A 20,483-nucleotide genomic window follows, 5' to 3' on the forward strand; every position below is an offset into this window, starting at 1 on the left:
CTTCCTTTTCAAAAATGCCGGCAGGCGCCGCCAGCGGCGCGCCTGCCATGCCGTGTCAGTCGTTGTTAAGTCGATGCATCAGTCATAGTGCGCGCTCGCTTCGATCAGCTCGATGCGGTAGCCGTCGGGGTCCTGCACGAAGGCGATGACATTGCTGCCGTGTTTCATCGGTCCCGCCTCGCGCGTGACCGTGCCGCCATGCGCGCGCACCCTGGCGCAGACGCTGGCCGCATCGTCGACCGCCAGGGCCAGGTAGCCGTAGGCGTCGCCGTGGGTGTAGGCTTGCCGGTCCCAGTTATGCGTCAGTTCGATGGCGGCGTGCGCCGGCGCTTCGCCATAGGCGACAATGGCGCGCGTAAAGCGCGCATCGGGATAATCGTGGCGCCGCTGCAGGGTCATGCCCAGGGCGTCGCGATAAAAATGCAGCGCGGCGTCGAGGTCGGCGACGCGCAGCATGCAATGAAGTATGCGCATGGTGTGATGGCTCGGATCAAATTGGGACAAGGGGTCAGGCTACGCGCTGCTGTGGCAAGACAGTTTCCATGGCCGGTTCGTCCGGCACCGGCAGGTAGCGGGCGCCCGCCTGGTAGCGCTGGACGAACTGGCCGAAGTCGCCGCTGTCGGCGCGTTCCACGCGCTCCTGCTCGGCCAGCGAGGCATCGGCCTGCGCCGTGAAGCGCGCCAGCGCCGCAGGCGCCAGGGGTCGGCCGCGGAAATGCGCCGCGTGCGCCGCGCTCTGGCGCAGGGCGAAGGCGTCGAAACTGCCTTGCTCGGCGCGGATCGCCGCCAGCACGCGCGCCGAAGGCGTCAGCGTCACGTCCGCCAGCTTGGCGCGCTGCGCCCCCAGCGCCGTGGCGCAATCGTCGCCGCCGCGCGCCTGGTCCAGCAGCGCGGCCATGGGGGCAATGCGATCGAGCAGCTCGCCAGCCCAGGCCTGCAGGCTGAGCTGTTCGCCGTGGCGCTCCAGCAGCAGTCCCGGACGGCGTCCTTCCTTGACGGTGCGGGCGAAATTCTCGGTGTTCTCGCGGCTTTCCGCATGGCCGGTGAGCGGGCTGTCCTGCAGCCCGCAAAACAGCAGAAAGGCGTCGAGGAAGTGGCAGGCTGGCGCGCCGATGCCCAGCGGCTCGAACGGGTCGACATCGAGGCAGCGCACCTCCACGTACTGCACGCCGCGCTGGGCCAGCGCATGCAAGGGGCGCTCGCCGCTGTGCGCCACGCGCTTGGGGCGGATCGCCGAGTAGTACTCGTTCTCGATCTGCAGGCGGTTGGTATTGATCTGCACCCACTGCCCCTCGCGCCGCGTGCCCAGCTCGACATACGGCAGGTACGGATGGTTCATCGCCGCCGCCAGGCTGGTGATATAGCTGTCGAGCGTGTTGTAGTCGGGGGTCAGGCCGGCCTGGGCATCGTTCTGGTAGCCCATGTCACTCATGCGCAGGCTGGTGGCGTACGGCAGGTACAGGGTATCGGCCGACAGCTGCTCCAGCGGGAAGTCGCCGCGTCCCGGGAAATGCGCCGACAGGGCTGGCGCGGCTCCGAACAGATACATCAGCAGCCAGCCATAGCGGCGGAAGTTACGGATCAGCCCGACATAGCTTTCCGACTGAAACTGCATCGCCGTGCGGCCATCGCCCTCGTCCGCCCGCAGGCGCTCCCACAATGCGGGCGGCAGCGAGTAGTTGTAGTGGATGCCGGCGATGCACTGCATGCTTTTGCCATAGCGTAGCGCCAGGCCGCGCCGGTAGACATGCTTGAGCATGCCGATGTGCGAGTTGCCGTACCAGGCGATCGGGATGTCGGGGTCGGCGGGCAGACGGCACGGCATCGAGTGGCTCCACAGCATTTCGTCGCCCAGTCCGCTGAAGACGAAACGGTGCAAGGCGTCGTAGCCGTCCAGCATGGTGGCCGTATCCTGCTCGGGCGGCGTGATCAGCTCGATCAGCGCCTCCGCATAGTCGGTCGTGATGGTGGGATGGGTCAGGGCCGCGCCCAGCGCCAGCGGATGCGCCGTGGCGGCCAGGTGGCCGCGGCCGTCCACGCGCAGCGCTTCGCGCTCGATGCCGCGCAATCCCTGGGCCAGCAGCGCATGTCCGTCCGCGCCTGCCAGCAGCGCCATGCGGCGCGTCAATAATGAACTCATAGCTGTGCTGCCTTTACAAAAAAACATCGTTCGGCTTTCCATCTCGACGCCGACGATAAGCCCCAAGCCCCGCACCACACAACTCGCAAATCCTGAGTACGGGGATCAGAAACACTGATGCCAGGGGCCAGGCACCCGGATTTCCGAGGCATGCGCCCGGCACCGGCGTTCGCATCAGTGTTATTGAGTGCTGCACTCAGCATTTGCGAATTGCGCCGTCCCGCGCGGCCCCTTATCTTGATAAACGAATATCAATAGACGGAAAAGTTTGGTTGCGCCGGCATCGCAGCGCCGGCGCGCCCCTCTTCCGTATCCGGCGCGCCGACACGGCAGCGTGCTCAAGACACATGCATGCGTGCATGCGGCATGCAAGCCAACAAGGAAGCCGACAAGGCGATGGGAGAACACAGGTGGAAGTGATGGACAAGATGGTCGCGGACGACCCGGGCGTTGTACGCCTGAGCACTTATGCGCTGGAGGACAACTTGCTGGCACGCGGCGGCAGCGTCTTCCTGACCGGCACCCAGGCACTGGTGCGCCTGCCGCTGATGCAGCGCTGGCTCGACCGCGAGCGGGGCCTGAACACGGCCGGCTTCATCAGCGGCTACCGGGGCTCGCCGCTGGGCGGCTACGACCAGGCGCTGTGGCGCGCGCGCGGCGTGCTGGAAGCGCAGCAGATCCGTTTCCTGCCCGCCATTAACGAAGAGCTGGCAGCCACCGCCGTGCTGGGCAGCCAGCAGGTCGAGACCGATCCCCAGCGCACGGCCGACGGCGTGTTCGCCCTCTGGTACGGCAAGGGGCCGGGCGTCGACCGGGCCGGCGATGCGCTCAAGCATGGCAATGTGTACGGCTCCTCGCCGCACGGCGGCGTGCTGGTGGTGGCCGGCGACGACCACGGCTGCGTCTCGTCATCAATGCCGCACCAGAGCGATTTCGCCATGCAGGCGTGGAGCATGCCCATCGTCAATCCGGCCAGCATCGCCGAATACCTGGAATTTGGCCTGTACGGCTGGGCGCTGTCGCGCTTTTCCGGCATGTGGGTGGGCTTCAAGGCCATTTCCGAAACGGTGGAAAGCGGCGCCACGGTCGACCTGGACGGCCTGTGCACGCGCTTCGAGCAGCCGGCCGACTACAGCGTGCCGGCCAGCGGCCTGCATTACCGCTGGCCCGACCTGCCCGGCCTGCCCATCGAGACGCGCCACGCGCACAAGCTGGCCGCCGTGCACGCGTTCGCGCGCGCCAACAGCATCGACCGCCTGCTGTGTCCCAGCCCGCAAGCGGATATCGGCATCGTCACCTGCGGCAAGGCGCATCTCGACGTGCTCGAAGTGCTGCGGCGCCTGGGCCTCAGTCTCGATGTGCTGGAACGCGCCGGCGTGCGCCTGTACAAGGTGGGCCTGAGTTTTCCGCTGGAAGCCGAACGCCTGGCACAGTTCAAGGCGGGCTTGCGGGAAATCCTCGTCATCGAGGAAAAGGGGCCGCTGGTGGAGCAGCAGATCCGCACCCTGTTCTACAACCTGCCGGACAGCGCCCGCCCGCTGGTGCTGGGCAAGCTCGATGCCGGCGGCGCGCCGCTGCTGCCGGCGCAGGGCGAACTGCGCCCGTCGCGCATCGCCGGCGTGCTGGCGGCCTGGCTGGCGCGGCACAAGCCGGCGCTCGACCGCCGCGCCCTGCTGCCCGGCTTCGCGCCCGCCGCGCTGCTGGCCAATGCGGCCGACGGCGTGCGGCGCCAGCCTTATTTTTGTTCCGGCTGCCCGCACAACAGCTCGACCAAGGTGCCGCAGGGTTCGCGCGCGCAAGCCGGCATCGGCTGCCATTTCATGGCCTCGTGGATGGAGCGCGATACCACCGGGCTGATACAGATGGGCGGCGAAGGCGTCGACTGGGTGGCGCACTCGATGTTCAGCACCACCCCGCACGTGTTCCAGAACCTGGGCGACGGCACGTATTTCCACTCGGGCTTCCTGGCCATCCGCCAGGCCATCGCCGGGCGCGCCAATATCACCTACAAGATTTTATACAACGACGCCGTGGCCATGACGGGCGGCCAGCCCATCGACGGCAGCCTGACGGTCGACGCCATCGCCTGGCAAGTGCATGCCGAAGGCGCCAAGGCGATTGCCGTGGTCAGCGACGCGCCGGAAAAATACGCGGGCTTGCACGGCCGCTTCCCGCCGCCCGCCACCTTCCACGGACGCGAAGAGCTCGACCAGGTGCAGCGCCGCCTGCGCGACGTCAAGGGCGTCACCGTGCTGATTTACGACCAGACTTGCGCGGCCGAGCTGCGCCGGCGCCGCAAGAAAAAGGAATTGCCCGATCCGCCGCGCCGCATGGTCATCAACAGCGCCGTGTGCGAGGGATGCGGCGATTGCGGTGTCCAGTCGAACTGCCTGTCCATCGTGCCCCTGGAAACGGGCTACGGCCGCAAGCGCGCCATCGACCAGTCGTCCTGCAACAAGGATTATTCCTGCGCCAACGGCTTTTGCCCCAGCTTCGTCTCCGTGCGCGGCGGCGCCTTGCGCAAGGCAGCCGACGCCGCCATCGATCCGCAAGCCCTGCGCCGCGCCGCGGCAGCCCTGCCCCTGCCCGCGCCGCATGCCTGGCACGGCCCGTTCAACCTGCTGGTGACGGGGGTGGGCGGCACGGGCGTGGTGACGGTGGGCGCGCTCGTTTCCATGGCCGCGCACTTGGAGGGAAAGCAAGCCTCGGTGCTCGACTTCATGGGCTTTGCGCAAAAGGGCGGCGCCGTGCTGTCCTTCGTGCGCCTGGCCCTGGCCGGCCAGGATCTGCACCAGGCGCGCATCGACATCGGCCAGACCGATGCGATGCTGGCCTGCGACATGGTGGTCGGCGCCAGCGCCGACGCGTTGCAGACCCTGCGCCACGGCCACACGCGCGTGGTCGCCAACACGCACCAGTTCCCCACCGCCGCCATGGTGCGCGATCCGGATGCGCCGCAGCATGCGGGCGCCCTGATGGACAAGCTGCGCCACGCCGTCGGCGTGGAACACATCGCCGAATGCAACGGCCAGGTGCTGGCGCGCCAGCTGATGGGCGACACCATCATGGCCAATATACTGCTGATGGGCTTTGCGTGGCAGCGCGGCCTGATCCCCGTCGGCCTGGCGGCGCTGGAACGGGCCATCGAATTGAATGGCGTGGCCGTCGACGCCAACAAGGCGGCCTTTGCCGCCGGCCGCCTGGCCGCCTGCGGCGCGCCCCTGCTGCAAGGCGTGGCCGCGGGTCCGGTGGCGGAAGACGCCAGCCTGGGCGCGCTGATGGAACAGCGCAGCGCCATGCTGGCGCGCTACCAGAACGCGGCGCTGGCGGAACGCTTCCAGGCGTTTGTCGCGCGCGTGCGCGAGCGCGAAAGCGCCGTCTTCGGCGCCGATGCGCCGCCCGTGCTGACCCTGGCCGTGGCGCGCGGCTACAGCAAGCTGCTGGCCTACAAGGATGAATACGAGGTGGCGCGGCTGTTCTCGGACGGCCAGTTCCAGCGCGAGCTGCAGCAGCAGTTCGAGGGCGACGTGACGCTCACCTTCCACATGGCGCCGCCGCTGCTGGGCAAGCGCAAGCGCGCCTTCGGCCCCTGGATGGGCAGGCTGCTGGCGCTGCTGGCCAGGGCCAGGGGGCTGCGCGGCACGCGGTTCGACGTGTTTGGCTACAGCGCCGAACGGCGCCGCGAGCGCCAGCTGATCACCGACTACACGGCACGCCTCGACGCCCTGCTGCCGCGCCTGAGCGCCGGGAACCTCGATTCCATCGTGGCGCTGGCCGAACTGCCGCAGGCCATCCGCGGCTACGGCCACGTGAAACTGGCCAGCATCGATGCCGCCGAACTGCGTGCGCAGGCGCTGCTGGCCAGGCTGGAACAGCCGGCCGCTGCCGCCGTCCCCGCCGCGCCACACGCCCAGCAGCCTTTCCGCACCATCGCCATCCGGCGCTACCAGTAAACATGTTTTCCATTGACCACCACACGGCGCGGCGCCTTGCCGCGCCGGCGCGCCCAGGAGCCCAGCCTTGAAGTCCTTGTCCCTCGCCCTTCCCCTGCCCGTTGCGCGCCTGCGCGCGCTGGCCGCCATCGCCGCGCTGACGCTCGCCAGCGGCCTGGCGGCCGCGCTCTACCTGCCGGCCTCCATGGCCGGCGTGGTGGCGCTGCTGGTCTTTTGCATCAGCATGTGGGCCACGGCCCTGGTGCCCGAATACTGGCCGGCCCTGGCCTTCTTCCTGGTGGCGATGCTGTGCAATATGGCGCCCGCGCAAACCGTGTTCTCCGGCCTGCAGTCGACCACCTTCTGGCTGCTGTTCAGCGGCGCCGTGATGGGGGCGGCGATCGGCCACACGGGCCTGGGCAAGCGCGCGGCGGCCATCCTGTCGCGCATGCTGGGGCGGCGCTACGCGGGCGTCATCGCCGGCATCGTGCTGTTCAGCGTGGCGCTGGCCTTCGTCATGCCTTCAGGCATGGGCCGCGTGGTGCTGCTCATTCCCATCACCATGGCCGTGGCCGAGCATATCGGCTATGGCGCGGGCCATAACGGCCGCACGGGCATGCTGATGGCGGCCAGCTTTTCCAGCTTCCTGCCGACCTTCGCCATCCTGCCGTCGAACGCGCCGAACATGATCCTGTCCGGCATGGCGGACAATCTATATGGCGTGCAGATCGCGTATGTCGACTACCTGCTGCTGCATTTTCCCGTGCTGGGCATCCTCAAGTCCGTCCTGCTGGTGCTGCTGATCCTGTGGATGTTTCCCGCCGCCGATCCCGTGCACGCGGCCGCGCCGGCGCAGCGGCAAGGTCCCATGTCGGCGCAGGAGACGGGACTGACCGTGGTGCTGGGAGGCTGCCTGGCCCTGTGGATGACGGACGGCCTGCATCATGTGTCGCCGGCCTGGGTCGGCCTGGCCGCCGCCCTGGTCTGCCTGTGGCCGGCCGCCGACCTGACGTCGAAAAAATGCCTGAACCAGGAAATCAACTACGGTTCGCTGCTGTTCGTGGCCGGCGTGATGGGCCTGGGCGCGGTGATTTCGGAAAGCGGCCTGGGCGAAGCCGTGGTGCACGGCCTGAGCCGGCATGCGCGCTTTGCCACCGACACGCCGCTGTGGAACGCCGCCGTACTGACGGTGATCTCGACGGTGGTGTCGCTGGTGACCAACCTGGCGGGCGTGCCGGCGACGATGACGCCGCTGGCGCAGGACCTGGCGGCCGTCACGGGCCTGCCGCTGATGACGGTGCTGATGACGCAAGTGCTGGCATTTTCCAATGTCTGCCTGCCCTACCAGGCGCCGCCCCTGATTTTCGCCATGCAGGCGGCCAGCCTGCCGGTGGCGGCCGTCACCCGCCTGTGCCTGAGCCTGTTCATCCTCAGCCTGCTGATACTCACGCCGCTGGACTTCGTATGGTGGCACGTGGTCGGCCTGCTGTAGCGCTGGCCCGCGGGCAGGAACTTTCTCACGAAAAGTAACAATTTACGCCATTTCAAGGGCTGACGCGCGTCGCGGCAGTGACAGGGAGAAGGGAAAAGTCACAAATAATTACCCATCTTGCAGGCATTGTTAATGCGGTTTTCTTAATGAAATCACATATAATGCATAGTTGAAAAACAAATAAGAATATCTGAAATTTCACCCATATTTTAACTTAGTGGACCCGCCCCTCATGGAAATCCATCACCTGAAAACCTTCGCCACGGTGGCGCGCGAGGGCAGCATTACGCGCGCATCCGAACGGCTCTTCCTGAGCCAGCCCGCAGTCAGTGCCCATGTCAAGGCGATGGAGGATTATCTCGGCCTGACCCTGTTTGAACGCACGGCGCGCGGCATGAGCCTGACCAGCAGCGGCCAGCGCATCCTGGCCAAGGCCGAACGCACGCTCAACATCCACCGCGAGCTGCTTGACGAAGCCAACCACATCAAGGGCCGCCTGGCCGGCAAGCTGCGCATCGGCGTCGGCGGCCAGTCCAACAACGAAGCCATTGGCCGGCTGGTGCGACGCTTTTCCGAGCACCATCCGGAAGTCGAGGTCTCGCTGGAGCACGGCAGTTCCACCGGCACCCTGAACGGCATCCGCAGCGGCACGCTCGACGCGGGTTTCTACAACGAGGCGCGCTCGCCCGACGATGACCTGATGACGATCGAAGTGGCGTGCTTCCCCGTCTACGTGGCGGCGCCTGCCGGCATGCTCGACACCACCCAGCCGCTCGACTGGAACGCGCTGGCAGAGCTGCCGTGGATCTTCGCGCCATCGAGCCTGTGCTGCGGCGGGGCCGCCGAGCACCTGTTCAAGACGCGCAATTTCCGTCCGCGCCGCATCATCAGCATCGACCGCGAAAGCGTCACCCGCTCGATGCTGGCCGAGCGCCTCGGCGTCGGCCTGCTGCATGGCGACACGGCGCTGGAAGCGCAGCGCCTCGGCGAAATCGACATCCTGTGCGTGGCACAGTCGTCCGTGCGCAATCTGTTCGCGCACCTGGCCTCGCGCGCCAGAGAGCCGATGTTCGAGGCGATCAATGATGCGCTGAGCGAATCGGGCATATTGGCGGCCTGAACCGCCAATATGCCGTGCGAGTGCCACAGCCAGCCCGGGAAACCTAGCGAGCCAGGCGCTGCATCTGATTGAAGATATTTTTGCGGTGCATTTCTTCGGTGCCGCCCACGCTGGCGAAAGCCAGGGCGTTTTTCATCAGCTCGGCCACGCGGCCGTTGTGATAGCCAAGACTGCCGTATAGCTTGACGAGGCTGGTAGCGCTGTTGATCAGGTCTTCGGATCCCACCAGCTTGGCGATGGAACAGCTCATCAACCCTTCCCGCTGGCCTGCCAGCAACTGCGACAGCGCGCCAAACGCCAGCCATCGCGAACGTTCCATGCCGATGCGGATATCGACCAGGCGCCGCTGCACGTACTGGTGGTTGTCGATGCTGCTATTGAAGCTGCTGCGGCTGGCCGCGTAGCGCATCGCCTCGTCCAGGTAGGGCGCGATCAGGTTGGCCGCCGCCAGGCCGTAATACAGGCGTCCCAGCGAAATGGTGTCGATCAGCGTGGCCAGGCCGCGACCGGGCGCGCCCAGCAGCTGCGACGGGCGCACGGCCACATCCTCGAAATGCAGGGCGCCGGTGGGCAGGTTGCGATTGCCCAGCTTGTCGTCCACCAGGCCGGCGCGCAGGCCGGGCGTGTCGCGGTCGACCAGCGCCAGCGCGATATTGTGCTCGTCCTTGTCCGCCAGGCGGCAGACGATCAGGGCGAAATCCATGATGGGCGCGTGGGCGATATTGTACTTGCCGCCATTGAGCACGTAGCCGTCGGCCGTGGCGCGCAAGGTGCTCTGGATGCTGCGCACGTCCGTGCCCGTGCCCGGCTCGGCGATACCGGTGGCGCTGACGTCGCCGCGCAGGATGGCGCCGAAATAGCGGTCACGCTGCCCTTCCGTGCCGTGCCGCTCCAGGCCCCGCACCATGCCGGCCTGGGCGATGACCGACAGCAGCAGCTCCGGCGCGCCGATGGTGGACGACAGGCCGTCGAGGGCGGCGGTAAAACTCCACCAGTCGCCCGTCGCGTGATCGCTGCCGGGCACGATCATGCGCCACAGACCGGCATCGCGCAGGCGCTGCCAGCCGTCAAAATCGAAACCTTCGGCGCGCGCGGCGGCGCCGGCGGCAATGTCGCTGCCGATGCCGGCATAGCGCTGGCGTATCTCGCCCTGTTGCGGTGTAAACATCATGGTTAGCCTTGTTGGTCAATGAAAGAAAAAGGGCCGCGCGGGCGGCCCTGGCAGGTACGCCGGCCGTCAGTCCGACAGGACGACGGAGCGCCCGATGGCGCCGTGCAGGTCGAGGCAGCGCTCGAACCAGGTACTGACGGGATCGTCGACCGGCAGCAAGGGATACGGCACGGTGATGCGCGCCCATTGCAGCACGCCGAACAGGATGTAGTCGGCAAACAGGGGTTGCGCACCGCCCAGCCAGGGCTGCCTGGCCAGCACGCTGCGCAGCGGCGCGAATTTTTCCGGCAGGGCCGCCAGCTCGATGTGGCGGGTGGCCGAGGCCTCTTCCAGGGTCTTGCCGAAGCGTTTCTCGCGCGCCGCGCGGAAATACGCCTGGTCCGCCGGCGACATCAGCGCATGCATGTCCATGGCGGCGATGGCCGAGACGGGCGGATGGATGACCGTCTGGCTGAAGCTTTCGACGAAACGGGCCATGGCCTGGCCGCCCGGGCCGCCGAACAGGCTGGGACGGTCCGGATAGGCGCGCTCCAGGTACACGGCGATTTCAAAGCTGTCGCCCTCGATATGGCCGTTGTCGTTCAGCACCGGCACGCTTTTATAGCTGCCGTCCTCGATGCCGGCGATTTCCGCGAAGGAGACGGGCCGCACCTCGGCCTGCAGTTCCTTGTGCTTGAGTGCCATGATGATCTTCCATACATGGGGCGAATAATGACGGCGCCGGTCGGCGGCGCACAGGCTGTACAGGATGATGGACATGCGGTTCTCTCTGGTTGTGAAGGTCAGGCCGCGGCGCCCGTCAGCGCCAGGCGCTGCACGCCGCTGGCGGGGAAGCGTTCGCGCAGCAGCGCCAGCACCTGCTCGGGACTCGGCAGCGAGTGGTGGCCGTGCATGCGCTCGAGCAGCGGATCGAAATGGTCGCGCCAGACGGGGTCGATGATGATGTAGCCGTCCTCGCGCAGCTGCGCCAGGTTGCGCTGCACGGCCGGCTTGGCCAGCATCGGCCCGCCCATCACGGGGAACAGCAGCACGGGAAAGGTGGCGGCCAGGATCACGGTGGTCAGGCGGTTGCCGGAAAAGCCGTTTGCCACGGCCGCCAGCGTATTCGCGGTGGCGGGCAGCACCAGCAGCAGGTCGTGCTCGGCGGCCAGGCGGCCTGGCTTGTCGGTCGGCCAATCCTGCGGCCGCTCGCCGCTGATGACGCGGTCGACGTACAGCGCGATCGATTCCGGCTTGAGGAAGTTGGTGGCATTCGGCGTCATCAGCACGCTCAGCTCGCAATCGAGGTGGTCCTTGATGATGCGCAGGTAGTTCGGCAGCAGGGTCGAATCGAGCGATCCCGTGACGCCGATGAGGATGCGCGGCTTGTGTTTGTTGATGGGCGTTTCCATGGTGTTGTGTCCAGGTGGTGGCACGGCTATGCCGGGTTAATGGGGTGCAGGCGGACGGCGGCGCTGGTGCGCGCGCACCGCCATGACCATGCGGTCGAGGATCTCGGCCAGCAGCGGCTGCGAGGTGGCGAAATTGAGGCGCGCGCAGTGCGCGGCGCGCGCGTCGAAGACTTCGCCCGGGCTGAGCGCCACGCGCGCATGCTGGAGGAAGAAATCCGCCGCCGGCTGGTCCAGCTCCAGCGCGCCGCAATCGAGCCACAGCAGATACGTCCCCTGCGGCACGTGGAAGCGGACGGACGGCAACTCGCGGCGCAGGATCTGCGCCGCGTAGTCGCGCATGGCCAGCAGGTGCGCCAGCACGGCGTCGAGCCAGGGCTGCCCGTCGTTCCAGGCCGCCACGGTGGCGTCGATGCCCAGGTTGTTGACGGCGCCCGTCAGGCGCGCCGGCAGGCGCGCATGGAAGCGCTGCTGCAGCTGCGGCGTGCCGAAATGGGCGACGGCGCAGCGCAGTCCGGCGATATTGAAGCTCTTCGTGGCAGAGTTCAGGGTGACGGTGCGCGCGGCGGCCGCCTGCGACAAGGAGGCGAATGGCAGATGGCGCGCGCCCGGGTAGACCAGGTCGGCATGGATTTCGTCGGACACCACGATCAATGCATGGCGCTCGGCAAAGGCCAGCACGCCGTCCAGCTCCGCGCGGCTCAGCACGCGCCCCGTCGGATTGTGCGGATTGCACAGGATCAGCACGCGCGTGCGGGCATCGACGGCTTGTTCCAGGCTCTCCAGGTCGAGCTGGAAGCCGTCGGCACCCGTGCGCATTTCCAGCGCGACCAGGCGCCGGCCCGTGCCCTCGACCGCTTCGCGGAACGGCGCATAGTGCGGCACCTGCACGATCACGCCGTCGCCCGGGTCGGAAAACGCCATCACCGCGGCAAACGTCGCCTGCACCAGGTCGGGCAGGACCAGTACCTGGTCGGCCTCGGCCTGCCAGCCATACAGGCGGCGCATGCGCGCGGCGAACGCGTATGCCACGGCGCGGTCGGCCTTGCGTCCGTCACGCAGGGGATAAGTGAAATCGACGCGCTGCAACACCTGCGCCAGCGCCGCCTGCACGGCGGGCGCGGTGCCCAGGTCCATGTCGGCCACGCAGGCGGCAAGCACGCCGGGCTGGTACTGGCGCCACTTGAAACTCTGGCGCGCCAGCAGCTGGTCCAGGGTCAGCGCCAGGCCGTCCTGCAAGGTAGCGAGCTGGCGGCTCATGCTTCGGTAAACACGCGGTTCAGGAAGCCGTTGAACCATGCCCGCAGCGCCTTGTCGTGCAGCACGCGTCCCTGCAGGTGCTGTTCGCCCTGCTGCGCGTTCGGCAGGTGGAAGCGGTGCGCGCCCTTCACCGCCCAGCGGCGCTGCATGGCAAGGGTCAGCTCGGGATGGTACTGGATGCCCCAGGCTTTCTCGCCGTAGCGGAATGCCTGGTTGCGGTAGGCGTCGCCCTCGGCCAGCAGGATGGCGCCCTTGGGCAGCTCGAAACCCTCCATGTGGAAGTGGTACACCATGTCAGGCCACTTGGGCATGATGCGCTGGCCTTCGGCCGTCGGCTTCAGCGGATACCAGCCGATCTCCGTGACGTCGCCCTCGGCCGCCGTCACCTTGCAGCCGAGATTCTTGGCCAGCATCTGCGCGCCCAGGCAGATGCCCAGATACGGCCGGTTTTCCGCCAGCGGCACGGACAGCCACTCGATCTCGCGGCGGATGTGCGCGTCGCTGTCGTTCGCGCTCATCGGGCCGCCAAACGAGATCACGCCCGCATGCCCATCGAGGGTGTCGGGCAGCGGGTCGCCGCACACGGGACGGCGGATATCGAGTTCAAAGCCCTTGTCGCGCAGCAGCTTGCCGGCGCGGCCCGGCGTCGACGCCTCCTGGCGCAATATCGCCAGGATCGGCCGCTTGCGCCCGCGCCGGCCTTGCATCGTTTCACTCATGCTGCTCTCCTTGTATCTTGTTGCGCTGGATGTAGGACTCGACCAGGCTGGCATACGGCGGCACGAAGGTCACCAGGGTCTGCTGGCCCACCTTGATGGTGTCCTTGACGTCGAAATGCAGGTGGATCGGCAGCTTGTCGATCCAGTTGTTCGAAATCCTGCCGATGCGCGCGCCGCGCGCCACCGGCTGCAGCTCGCGCACGGCCAGGTCGCTGGTATTGAGGTGCACATAGCGGTACAAGGTGCCGGCGGCCGTCTGCAGGGTGACGCTGAAACGCGCGATCTGCACGATGACGCCATCGTCGGCCGCTACGGCCCAGTGAAAGTTGGCGCGGCAGGTGGCCGGGCGCAAGTCTTGCCCCTGATGTCCACCGGACAGGCAGAACGGCAGGTTGTCCTTGCGCAGCTCGCAAAAATTGTCGCGCCATGGATAGGCATAGTTGGCGTCGTCGCAGGAATCGCCTGCCTTGCCGCGCTGGCCGCCCACGCCGTAGAAATGCGAACTGGCGTAGGCCGCGCCCTTCTCGATGGGAAAGCGCATGTCCGGGTACAGCACGGCGGCGCTGGCCACGCCGCTGCCGCTGCCAGGCAGCAGTGCTCCGGGCGGCAGGAAACGGTCATCATTGCCGGCCAGTGCCGGCAGCGCCAGCGCACCGAGCACGCCAGCCAGTAACAAAGTCTTCATCATGGTTTTTCTCCCGCCACGAGCAGCAGCGCACGCGCCGTGTCGGTCAGATATTGCGGATCGGTGCAGCGCTTGTCCTTGAGCGGCTCGTCACAGCTCATGCGCAGCGTGTAGGCGGCGCCGAAGCGCGTGAAGCTGTAGTCGGCGCCGTCGCCTATCGATTCGAAGGCGCCGCCCGCATGTTCGAGCTTCAGGTCACCTGGTGCGACGAGGTGCGTGGCGCTGCCGAACAGCCCCAGCTTCGCGCCCGCCGGCGCATACAGGGCCGCATAGGCCGTGCCCTGGCCATGGAAACGCGGGGCGCCCCAGTCGCCTTCGGCCGGCAGCAGCAGTACCGGGATGTTGACCTGCGCCAGCCCGGCGGGCGCCGTGGCGCGCAGCGGCCGCAGCACCGCGTCGGCCTGCGCCGCGCCGGCACGCGCCAAGCTGGCCGCGGGCCAGTCGATCGGCGTCAGCACGCGCCGCACCGGTTCGCCGGCGCTGGCGGCCACCGGCGCCGCAGCGCCCGCGAGCAGGCCCAGCGCGCCAAGCGCTTGCAGGAATGCCAGGCGCGCCATCTTAGAGGCTGCCCTGGTAGGCCAGCACGGTCTGCTTGAACGACTCGGGCACGGGCTGCGTGGCCTGCTTTTCATAGTCGTACATGACGTGCACGGAAATGGCCTTGGCCATCACCACGCCCTGCTCGTCGCCGATGTGCATGATGTGCTCCATTTCAAAGCTCTTACCGCCGAACTTGGAGACATGGCTGAGCACCAACACCTTGTCGCCGTACTTGGCCTGGGCGATGTATTCGCACGCGGTTTTCACCATGATGTGCGGCAGCTTTTCGCTCTTCGGAATTTCCAGGATGCGGTGCATGTATTCGAGGTAGGCCGTCTGCATGTACTCGTAGTACACGGGGCTGCTGACGTGGCCCATCGAGTCGGTGTCGCGGTAACGGATGTCGAGATTGGTCTTGAAAGAGCGGCGCATCATTGTGTCCTCATGTGGCGGTTATATCCGGTCAGGCCGGCTTGGGTAGTGACATTTCGCCAATGATGCTAAGACCGATAGCGGGTACCTCACAAGACGCAATATCTGAGGGCGGACGTCCAAATATCTGAGGAGCCGAATGGCGCCCGTTGCGCTACCATCGCTGCAGAAATATTCCAGCAACAAGGACCCGGCGCATGGCGCCACGGCTGCCGCGCGCACTGGCGCGGCCCACCGGTTTCCTCTACCCCATCCTATTGAATGAAAGGCGCATCGATGAAAATCGCGATCCTGGCTGACCGCCTCGAGCTGTTGAACATCAAGAAAGATTCGACCTACGCGATGATGCAGGAAGCGGCCGCGCGCGGCCACGCACTGCATGTGTTCGAACAGCAGCATCTGCACTGCGAGGGCGGCGTGGTCAGCGCCCATGCCGCGCGCGTGCAGCTGGTCGACGACGCCGGCACGTGGTTCCACCGGGAGGCGGCGGCGACGCTGCCGCTGGCGCAGTTCGACGCCGTCCTGGTACGCAAGGATCCGCCTTTCGACATGGAATACCTGTACAGCACCTACCTGCTGGAAATGGCGCAGCGCCAGGGAGCGCGCATCTTCAACCGGCCATCGGCCGTGCGCAACCACAACGAGAAACTGGCTATCCTGGAATTTGCGCCGTTCTGCGCGCCGACCCTGGTCAGCCGCGAGCCGTCGCGCCTGCGCGCCTTCCACGCCGAGCACGGCGACGTGATCTTCAAACCGCTCGACGGCATGGGCGGCGCCGGCATCTTCCGCGTGCGCGAGGACGGCATGAACCTGGGCGCCACCGTCGAAATGCTGACGCGCGACGGCGCCGTCACCATCATGGCGCAACGCTACATTCCCGCCATCAGCGAGGGCGACAAGCGCATCTTGCTCATCGGCGGCAAGCCGGTGCCGCATGCGCTGGCGCGCATACCGCAGGCGGGCGAGGTGCGCGGCAACCTGGCTGCCGGCGGGCGCGGCGAAGCGCGCGTGCTGACGGCGCGCGACCGCGAGATCGCCGACACCCTGGCGCCGGTGCTGGCGGCGCGCGGCCTGCTGCTGGTCGGGCTGGACGTGATCGGCGCGCATCTCACCGAAGTCAATGTCACCAGTCCCACCTGCTTCCGCGAAATCATGCAGCAGACGGGTTTCGACGTGGCAGGCATGTTCATCGATGCGCTGGAAACGGCGGCATCGCTCACGCACACGAACGAGGAACAATCATGAGCAAGGTAAGCACACTGCAAAGCTGGATAGGCGGACGCTGGATGGGCAGCGAAGCGGGCCTGTCGCTGCACAGCGCCATCGACAATTCGCTGATCTATCACACGCATGCCGAGTCGGTCGACGCGCAGCAGGCGCTCGACTATGCGCGCCGCACCGGCGTGCCGGCGCTGATGGCCCTCGACTTCCAGCAGCGGGCGGCCTGCCTGCGGGCGCTGGCATCGCACATCCAGCAGCATCGCGAGGAGCTGTACACGATCGCCTACCTGAGCGGCGCCACGCGCGCCGACAGCAAGCAGGATATCTGCGCCGGCATCGGCGTGCTCAATTCCTACGCCGGCATCGCCGCCAGCGGCCTGCCTTCGGGCAATGTGCTGCACGAAGCGCCCGCCATGTCGCTGTGCCGGCGCGGCGGAGCGGCCGGCACGCACATCATGGTGCCGCGCGGCGGCGTGGCCCTGCACATCAACCCGTTCAACCTGCCCGTCTGGTCGCTGCTGGAAAAATTCGCCGCCAGCTTCCTGGCCGCCATGCCCTGCATCGTCAAGCCCGCCACCTGCACCAGCTACCTGGCCGAAGCGCTGGTGCGCCTGATCGACGCGTCCGGCGTGCTGCCGAAAGGCGCGCTGCAGCTGGCCATCGGCCCTGCCGATGCCTTGCTGGCCCGTCTGCAGGACAACGATGCCGTCAGTTTCACCGGTTCGGACGCCACCGCCACGACCTTGCGCAACCATCCCAACCTGCTGGCGCGTTCGGTCCAGGTCAGCCTGGGCGCGGCGTCGCTCAATTGCGCCATCCTGGGACCGGACGTGCGCAGCGGCGAGCCGGAATTCGAGCTGCTGGTCGACGCCATCGTGCGTTCGATGACGGTCAAGGCGGGCCAGGACGGCGCCGCCATCCGCCGCGTGATGGTGCCGCACGGGCAGATCGAAGCGCTGACGGCGCGCCTGCGCGAACGCCTGGCGGCGGTGGTGATCGGCGACCCGGCCCAGGCAGGCGTGCAAATGGGACCGCTGGCATCGCAGGAGCAGCGCAGCGAACTGGGCGCCCGCGTGCGCGCCCTGGCCGAGGAAAGCGACATCGTCTGCGGCCAGGCGGACGGCTACGCGCCTTCCGGCGCAGGCGTGCGCGATGGCGCCTTTGCCGCACCCACGCTGCTGCTGTGCCGCGGCGGCGCGCGCAGCGACGCCGTGCATGAAATCGAGGCCTTCGGCCCCGTCTGCGCCCTGATGCCGTATGCGGACGTGGAGGAAGCGCTGGCGCTGGCCGCACGCGGCAGGGGCAGCCTGGCCAGCACCCTGGCCACGCGCGATCCGAAGCTGGCCGCGTATGCGGTGCCGCGCCTGGCCGCCTCGCACGGGCGCGTGCTGGTGCTGGAACGCGAAGTGGCGGCGGCGGGGACGGACGTGCTGGCGTCGGCGCACCTGAAGTACGGCGGCCCTGGCCGCGCCGGCTGCGGCGAGCAGCTGGGCGGCCTGCGCGCCATCTCGCAATACCTGCAACGCTCGGCACTGCAAGGCTCGCCCACCATGCTGACGGCCGTGACGGGCGAATACGTGCGCGGCGCCGCCGTGCGCGAAAGCGTGCAGCATCCGTTCCGCAAGCATTTCGACGAGCTGGAAGTGGGCGAATCGCTGCTGACGCACCGGCGCACCGTCTGCGAAGCGGATATCGTGGCCTTCGGCGGCATCTCGGGCGATTATTTCTACATGCATTTCGACGAGATCGCCGCGCGCGATTCGCAGTTCGGCCGGCGCATCGCGCACGGCTATTTCGTGCTGGCCGCCGCCGCCGGACTGTTCGTGTCCCCGGCACCCGGTCCCGTGCTGGCCAACTACGGGCTCGACGACCTGCGCTTCGTCGCGCCGGTCGGCATCGGCGACACCATCCGCGCGCGCCTGACGTGCAAGCGCAAGGTCGACCGCCAGCGGCGCGACGACAAGGGCGTCGGCCAGGGCGTGGTGTCGTGGGACGTGCAGGTCACCAACCAGAACGATGAACTGGTGGCCAGCTACGACATCCTGACCCTGGTCGCCAAGCGCGCAGGGCCGTGAGCGGCAGCCCTCAGTTTTCCTGATGGCGCCGCTCAAGAAATACAAATAGCCAACGTTGCCCCCGTCTTTCAGAATGGCGGCTGACGAGATGAAGCCAACCGGGTATTTCAGGGACCGGAAGCGGTGCGGCGCGCCGCTTCCAGTCCCGGGACAGCGCTGCTGTAGCAGATTCGACTGACGCTGCGCAGGCCAGCACCTGCGCCCTCCCTTCCCGTAGCTTCCCTTCTGACAAAGACGACCTTCCCATGCGACATGCCGTTCCCCTTTTCCTGCTTGGCGCCAGCGCGCTGCCCATCGCCCCCTTCTCTTTCGCCCAGCAAATGTCCGACACGCGCGCCGAACAGGCCGCGCCGCTGGCGACCCTGCCCGAAGTCAAACTGATCGACCAGTCCGCGCCGGACGCGCCCCTGCCGGGCATCACGCGCATTTCCCGCGAGACCCTGCAGCGCCAGCAAGCCATGGACATGGCCGACGTCTTCGCCAGCGAACCTGCCGTCAGCGTGGGCGGCGGGGCCAGCAATGCGCAGCGCATCTACCTGCGCGGCGTCGACGGCGCCAACCTGAACATCAGCATCGACGGCGCGCGCCAGGGCCGCAGCCTGCACCAGCACCGGGGCGACCTGGGCGGCATCGATCCCGACCTGCTGAAACAGGTCGATATCCAGCCCGGCCCCAGCGCCGACGCGGGACCGGGCGCGCTGGGCGGCAGCATCCGCTTTGACACCGTCGATGCGCAGGACTTGCTGGCGCCTGGCAAACGCGCCGGCGCCAGCGTGCGCGCGGCCTACGCCAGCGCCGACGAGGCGCGGCGCGGCGCCGTCAGCGTGTACGGCATGCCGGGCGAGACGCTGGACAATAAGCTGGGCTTGCTGGCCCATGTCAGCGCCGTCAACCGCGACAACTACCGCATCGGCGGCGGTGGCGACGTGCCCAATTCGGCCGGGCATGACCGCGACTACCTGCTCAAATTGAGCTTGCTGGACCTGGCCGGGCATAGCCTGCGCCTGGGCGCGGCGCGCAACCGCAATGCGGGACTCTACCTGTTCAGCCGGGTCGGCAGCGACAACGGCTATGCGCCCGCGAACGCCGTGCCCACCTACCAGCGCAGCGAACGCCATACCTATACCCTGGAACACCGCTACCAGCCGGCCGGCAATGCGCTGCTGGACTGGAAATTCAATCTGTACCTGAACGAGAACGAGCTGGAAGACGTCAGCCAGGCGCGCAGCGCGAAGACGACGGAACGGGGCGGCAGCGTGCGCAATACGGCAAACCTGGCCTTGGCCGGCACGCAGCACCGCCTGACGGCCGGCGCCGACTTCATGGGCGAGGAAGGCATCACCAACGGCGTGCTGGGCGCCGCCATCCTGGGGCCGGGCCGCAAATCCACGCAGGCGCGCAATCTGGGCCTGTTCGTGCAGGAGCGCATGCGCTGGCAAGCCCTGCAGCTGTCGCTGGGCTTGCGCCACGACCGCTACGATACCGCCTTCGGACCGCGTACCTTCAAGAGCGGCAAGACATCGCCGAACGCGGGTGCCGAGCTGGAGCTGGGCCGCGGCGTGGGCGCCTTTGCCAGCTATGGCGAAGCCGTGCGCGCCAGCGGCATCATCCCCATCGGTTTCCTCACCAGCCTGGACAAAAAGAGCAATTTCAACAACGGCAAGCCCTTCAAGCCGGAAACCTCGACCACGCGCGAAGCGGGCCTGAAGTACGAGGGCGCCAATGCGCTGCTGGACGGCGACAGCCTGACCGTACGCCTCGGCTACTTCGACACCCGCATTGCCAACCTGATCGAATGGGCCGGCCAGGGCGTCGTGTATCCCGCGTATATCCGCAACATGCCCGAGACCCTGCGCTCGAAGGGCTGGGAATGGAAGGCGCGCTGGCAGCGGGGCGGCTACGGCACGTCCGTCGGCGTGGTGCTGGCCGATACCACGGTGGGCGGCAAGCCCTTGAACCCGGCGCGCCGCGTGGGCACGGCGCTGGGCGACCGGCTCACGTGGGACAGCCACTGGCAGATGCTGCCCGGCCTCACGGCCGGCTATACCCTGAACGCCGTGCGGCGCCTGGACGACGTGCCGAAAACGGCGCTACAGCGGGCCGGCTACGTGCTGCACGACGTCCAGCTGCAATGGCAGCCGGCCGCGCTGCGCGCGCTGAGCCTGGCGCTGGCCGTGCGCAACCTGGGCGACAAGCGCTACACGAGCCACAGTTCGCTCGACGGCGGCGTCGGCAATATCCTGCCGGAGCCGGGACGCGACGTGCGCGTGAGCGCCAGTTACCACTTTTAAGCGATTCCACCATCCCA

At 67.5% G+C, this 20,483-nt stretch carries 16 protein-coding genes; 6 read left to right on the forward strand and 10 right to left on the reverse strand.

The window, feature by feature from the left end; genetic code table 11:
* Positions 1-78 precede the first annotated feature (78 nt).
* Positions 79-474: a lactoylglutathione lyase gene (gene gloA / locus BLT98_RS04930; protein ID WP_034783936.1), complete on the reverse strand. Its 396-nt coding sequence runs from the start codon at positions 472-474 to the stop codon at positions 79-81.
* Between the two features lie 34 nt (positions 475-508).
* Positions 509-2,140 carry a glutamate--cysteine ligase gene (gene gshA / locus BLT98_RS04935; protein WP_092605671.1) on the reverse strand — a complete coding sequence of 544 codons (1,632 nt, stop codon included), beginning with the start codon at positions 2,138-2,140 and terminating at the stop codon, positions 509-511.
* Positions 2,141-2,568: 428 nt separating this feature from the next.
* On the opposite strand from gshA, the gene BLT98_RS04940 reads away from it, so the two are divergent.
* From BLT98_RS04940 to BLT98_RS04950, 3 genes are all read left to right on the forward strand, one after another.
* Positions 2,569-6,093, forward strand: a complete 3,525-nt coding sequence (locus tag BLT98_RS04940) for an indolepyruvate ferredoxin oxidoreductase family protein (protein ID WP_092606917.1) — start codon at positions 2,569-2,571, stop codon at positions 6,091-6,093.
* Between the two features lie 67 nt (positions 6,094-6,160).
* Positions 6,161-7,564 carry an SLC13 family permease gene (locus BLT98_RS04945; RefSeq protein ID WP_211614832.1) on the forward strand — a complete coding sequence of 468 codons (1,404 nt, stop codon included), beginning with the start codon at positions 6,161-6,163 and terminating at the stop codon, positions 7,562-7,564.
* Positions 7,565-7,796: 232 nt separating this feature from the next.
* Complete coding sequence (locus BLT98_RS04950; RefSeq protein WP_034783934.1) at positions 7,797-8,684, forward strand: LysR family transcriptional regulator; 888 nt, start codon at positions 7,797-7,799, stop codon at positions 8,682-8,684.
* A 43-nt stretch (positions 8,685-8,727) separates the two neighbouring features.
* Here BLT98_RS04950 and BLT98_RS04955 read toward each other — a convergent pair whose 3' ends face one another.
* The 8 genes from BLT98_RS04955 to BLT98_RS04990 all read right to left on the reverse strand — a co-directional run bounded on the left by BLT98_RS04955 (position 8,728) and on the right by BLT98_RS04990 (position 14,882).
* Entirely contained in the window at positions 8,728-9,855 is a 1,128-nt protein-coding gene (locus BLT98_RS04955; protein ID WP_092605673.1) for an acyl-CoA dehydrogenase family protein, read from the reverse strand.
* Between the two features lie 66 nt (positions 9,856-9,921).
* Complete coding sequence (locus tag BLT98_RS04960) at positions 9,922-10,614, reverse strand: glutathione S-transferase family protein (RefSeq protein WP_092605675.1); 693 nt, start codon at positions 10,612-10,614, stop codon at positions 9,922-9,924.
* A 23-nt stretch (positions 10,615-10,637) separates the two neighbouring features.
* Positions 10,638-11,246, reverse strand: a complete 609-nt coding sequence (locus BLT98_RS04965) for a flavoprotein (protein WP_070257682.1) — start codon at positions 11,244-11,246, stop codon at positions 10,638-10,640.
* A 36-nt stretch (positions 11,247-11,282) separates the two neighbouring features.
* Positions 11,283-12,503 (reverse strand): MalY/PatB family protein, encoded by a 1,221-nt coding sequence (locus BLT98_RS04970; protein ID WP_244517386.1) that lies wholly within the window; start codon positions 12,501-12,503, stop codon positions 11,283-11,285.
* Positions 12,500-13,222 carry a glutamine amidotransferase gene (locus tag BLT98_RS04975; RefSeq protein ID WP_034783929.1) on the reverse strand — a complete coding sequence of 241 codons (723 nt, stop codon included), beginning with the start codon at positions 13,220-13,222 and terminating at the stop codon, positions 12,500-12,502. Before BLT98_RS04975 ends, BLT98_RS04970 begins: the two co-directional genes overlap by 4 nt.
* Positions 13,215-13,910, reverse strand: a complete 696-nt coding sequence (locus BLT98_RS04980) for a peptidoglycan DD-metalloendopeptidase family protein (protein WP_034783928.1) — start codon at positions 13,908-13,910, stop codon at positions 13,215-13,217. Before BLT98_RS04980 ends, BLT98_RS04975 begins: the two co-directional genes overlap by 8 nt.
* Positions 13,907-14,464 (reverse strand): hypothetical protein, encoded by a 558-nt coding sequence (locus BLT98_RS04985; protein WP_092605677.1) that lies wholly within the window; start codon positions 14,462-14,464, stop codon positions 13,907-13,909. Before BLT98_RS04985 ends, BLT98_RS04980 begins: the two co-directional genes overlap by 4 nt.
* Position 14,465: 1 nt before the next feature.
* On the reverse strand, positions 14,466-14,882 hold the full coding sequence (locus BLT98_RS04990; RefSeq protein ID WP_034783925.1) for an acyl-CoA thioesterase: 417 nt from the start codon (positions 14,880-14,882) through the stop codon (positions 14,466-14,468).
* A gap of 273 nt (positions 14,883-15,155) precedes the next feature.
* On the opposite strand from BLT98_RS04990, the gene gshB reads away from it, so the two are divergent.
* From gshB to BLT98_RS05005, 3 genes are all read left to right on the forward strand, one after another.
* Entirely contained in the window at positions 15,156-16,124 is a 969-nt protein-coding gene (gene gshB, locus BLT98_RS04995; protein ID WP_092605679.1) for a glutathione synthase, read from the forward strand.
* Entirely contained in the window at positions 16,121-18,175 is a 2,055-nt protein-coding gene (gene paaZ / locus BLT98_RS05000; protein ID WP_092605681.1) for a phenylacetic acid degradation bifunctional protein PaaZ, read from the forward strand. The genes gshB and paaZ overlap by 4 nt, the downstream gene beginning before the upstream one ends.
* A 245-nt stretch (positions 18,176-18,420) precedes the next feature.
* On the forward strand, positions 18,421-20,466 hold the full coding sequence (locus BLT98_RS05005; protein WP_092605683.1) for a TonB-dependent receptor domain-containing protein: 2,046 nt from the start codon (positions 18,421-18,423) through the stop codon (positions 20,464-20,466).
* Positions 20,467-20,483 lie beyond the last annotated feature (17 nt).

The sequence above is a fragment of the Janthinobacterium sp. YR213 genome, from assembly GCF_900099875.1.
Lineage (GTDB): Bacteria > Pseudomonadota > Gammaproteobacteria > Burkholderiales > Burkholderiaceae_D > Janthinobacterium > Janthinobacterium lividum.

Coding starts and splice junctions, on each gene's coding strand:
- gloA (WP_034783936.1), bottom strand. CDS start 474: ATGCGCATACTTCATTGCATGCTGCGCGTCGCCGACCTCGACGCCGCG.
- gshA (WP_092605671.1), bottom strand. CDS start 2,140: ATGAGTTCATTATTGACGCGCCGCATGGCGCTGCTGGCAGGCGCGGAC.
- BLT98_RS04940 (WP_092606917.1), top strand. CDS start 2,569: ATGGTCGCGGACGACCCGGGCGTTGTACGCCTGAGCACTTATGCGCTG.
- BLT98_RS04950 (WP_034783934.1), top strand. CDS start 7,797: ATGGAAATCCATCACCTGAAAACCTTCGCCACGGTGGCGCGCGAGGGC.
- BLT98_RS04955 (WP_092605673.1), bottom strand. CDS start 9,855: ATGATGTTTACACCGCAACAGGGCGAGATACGCCAGCGCTATGCCGGC.
- BLT98_RS04960 (WP_092605675.1), bottom strand. CDS start 10,614: ATGTCCATCATCCTGTACAGCCTGTGCGCCGCCGACCGGCGCCGTCAT.
- BLT98_RS04965 (WP_070257682.1), bottom strand. CDS start 11,246: ATGGAAACGCCCATCAACAAACACAAGCCGCGCATCCTCATCGGCGTC.
- BLT98_RS04970 (WP_244517386.1), bottom strand. CDS start 12,503: ATGAGCCGCCAGCTCGCTACCTTGCAGGACGGCCTGGCGCTGACCCTG.
- BLT98_RS04975 (WP_034783929.1), bottom strand. CDS start 13,222: ATGAGTGAAACGATGCAAGGCCGGCGCGGGCGCAAGCGGCCGATCCTG.
- BLT98_RS04980 (WP_034783928.1), bottom strand. CDS start 13,910: ATGATGAAGACTTTGTTACTGGCTGGCGTGCTCGGTGCGCTGGCGCTG.
- BLT98_RS04985 (WP_092605677.1), bottom strand. CDS start 14,464: ATGGCGCGCCTGGCATTCCTGCAAGCGCTTGGCGCGCTGGGCCTGCTC.
- BLT98_RS04990 (WP_034783925.1), bottom strand. CDS start 14,882: ATGATGCGCCGCTCTTTCAAGACCAATCTCGACATCCGTTACCGCGAC.
- gshB (WP_092605679.1), top strand. CDS start 15,156: ATGAAAATCGCGATCCTGGCTGACCGCCTCGAGCTGTTGAACATCAAG.
- paaZ (WP_092605681.1), top strand. CDS start 16,121: ATGAGCAAGGTAAGCACACTGCAAAGCTGGATAGGCGGACGCTGGATG.
- BLT98_RS05005 (WP_092605683.1), top strand. CDS start 18,421: ATGCGACATGCCGTTCCCCTTTTCCTGCTTGGCGCCAGCGCGCTGCCC.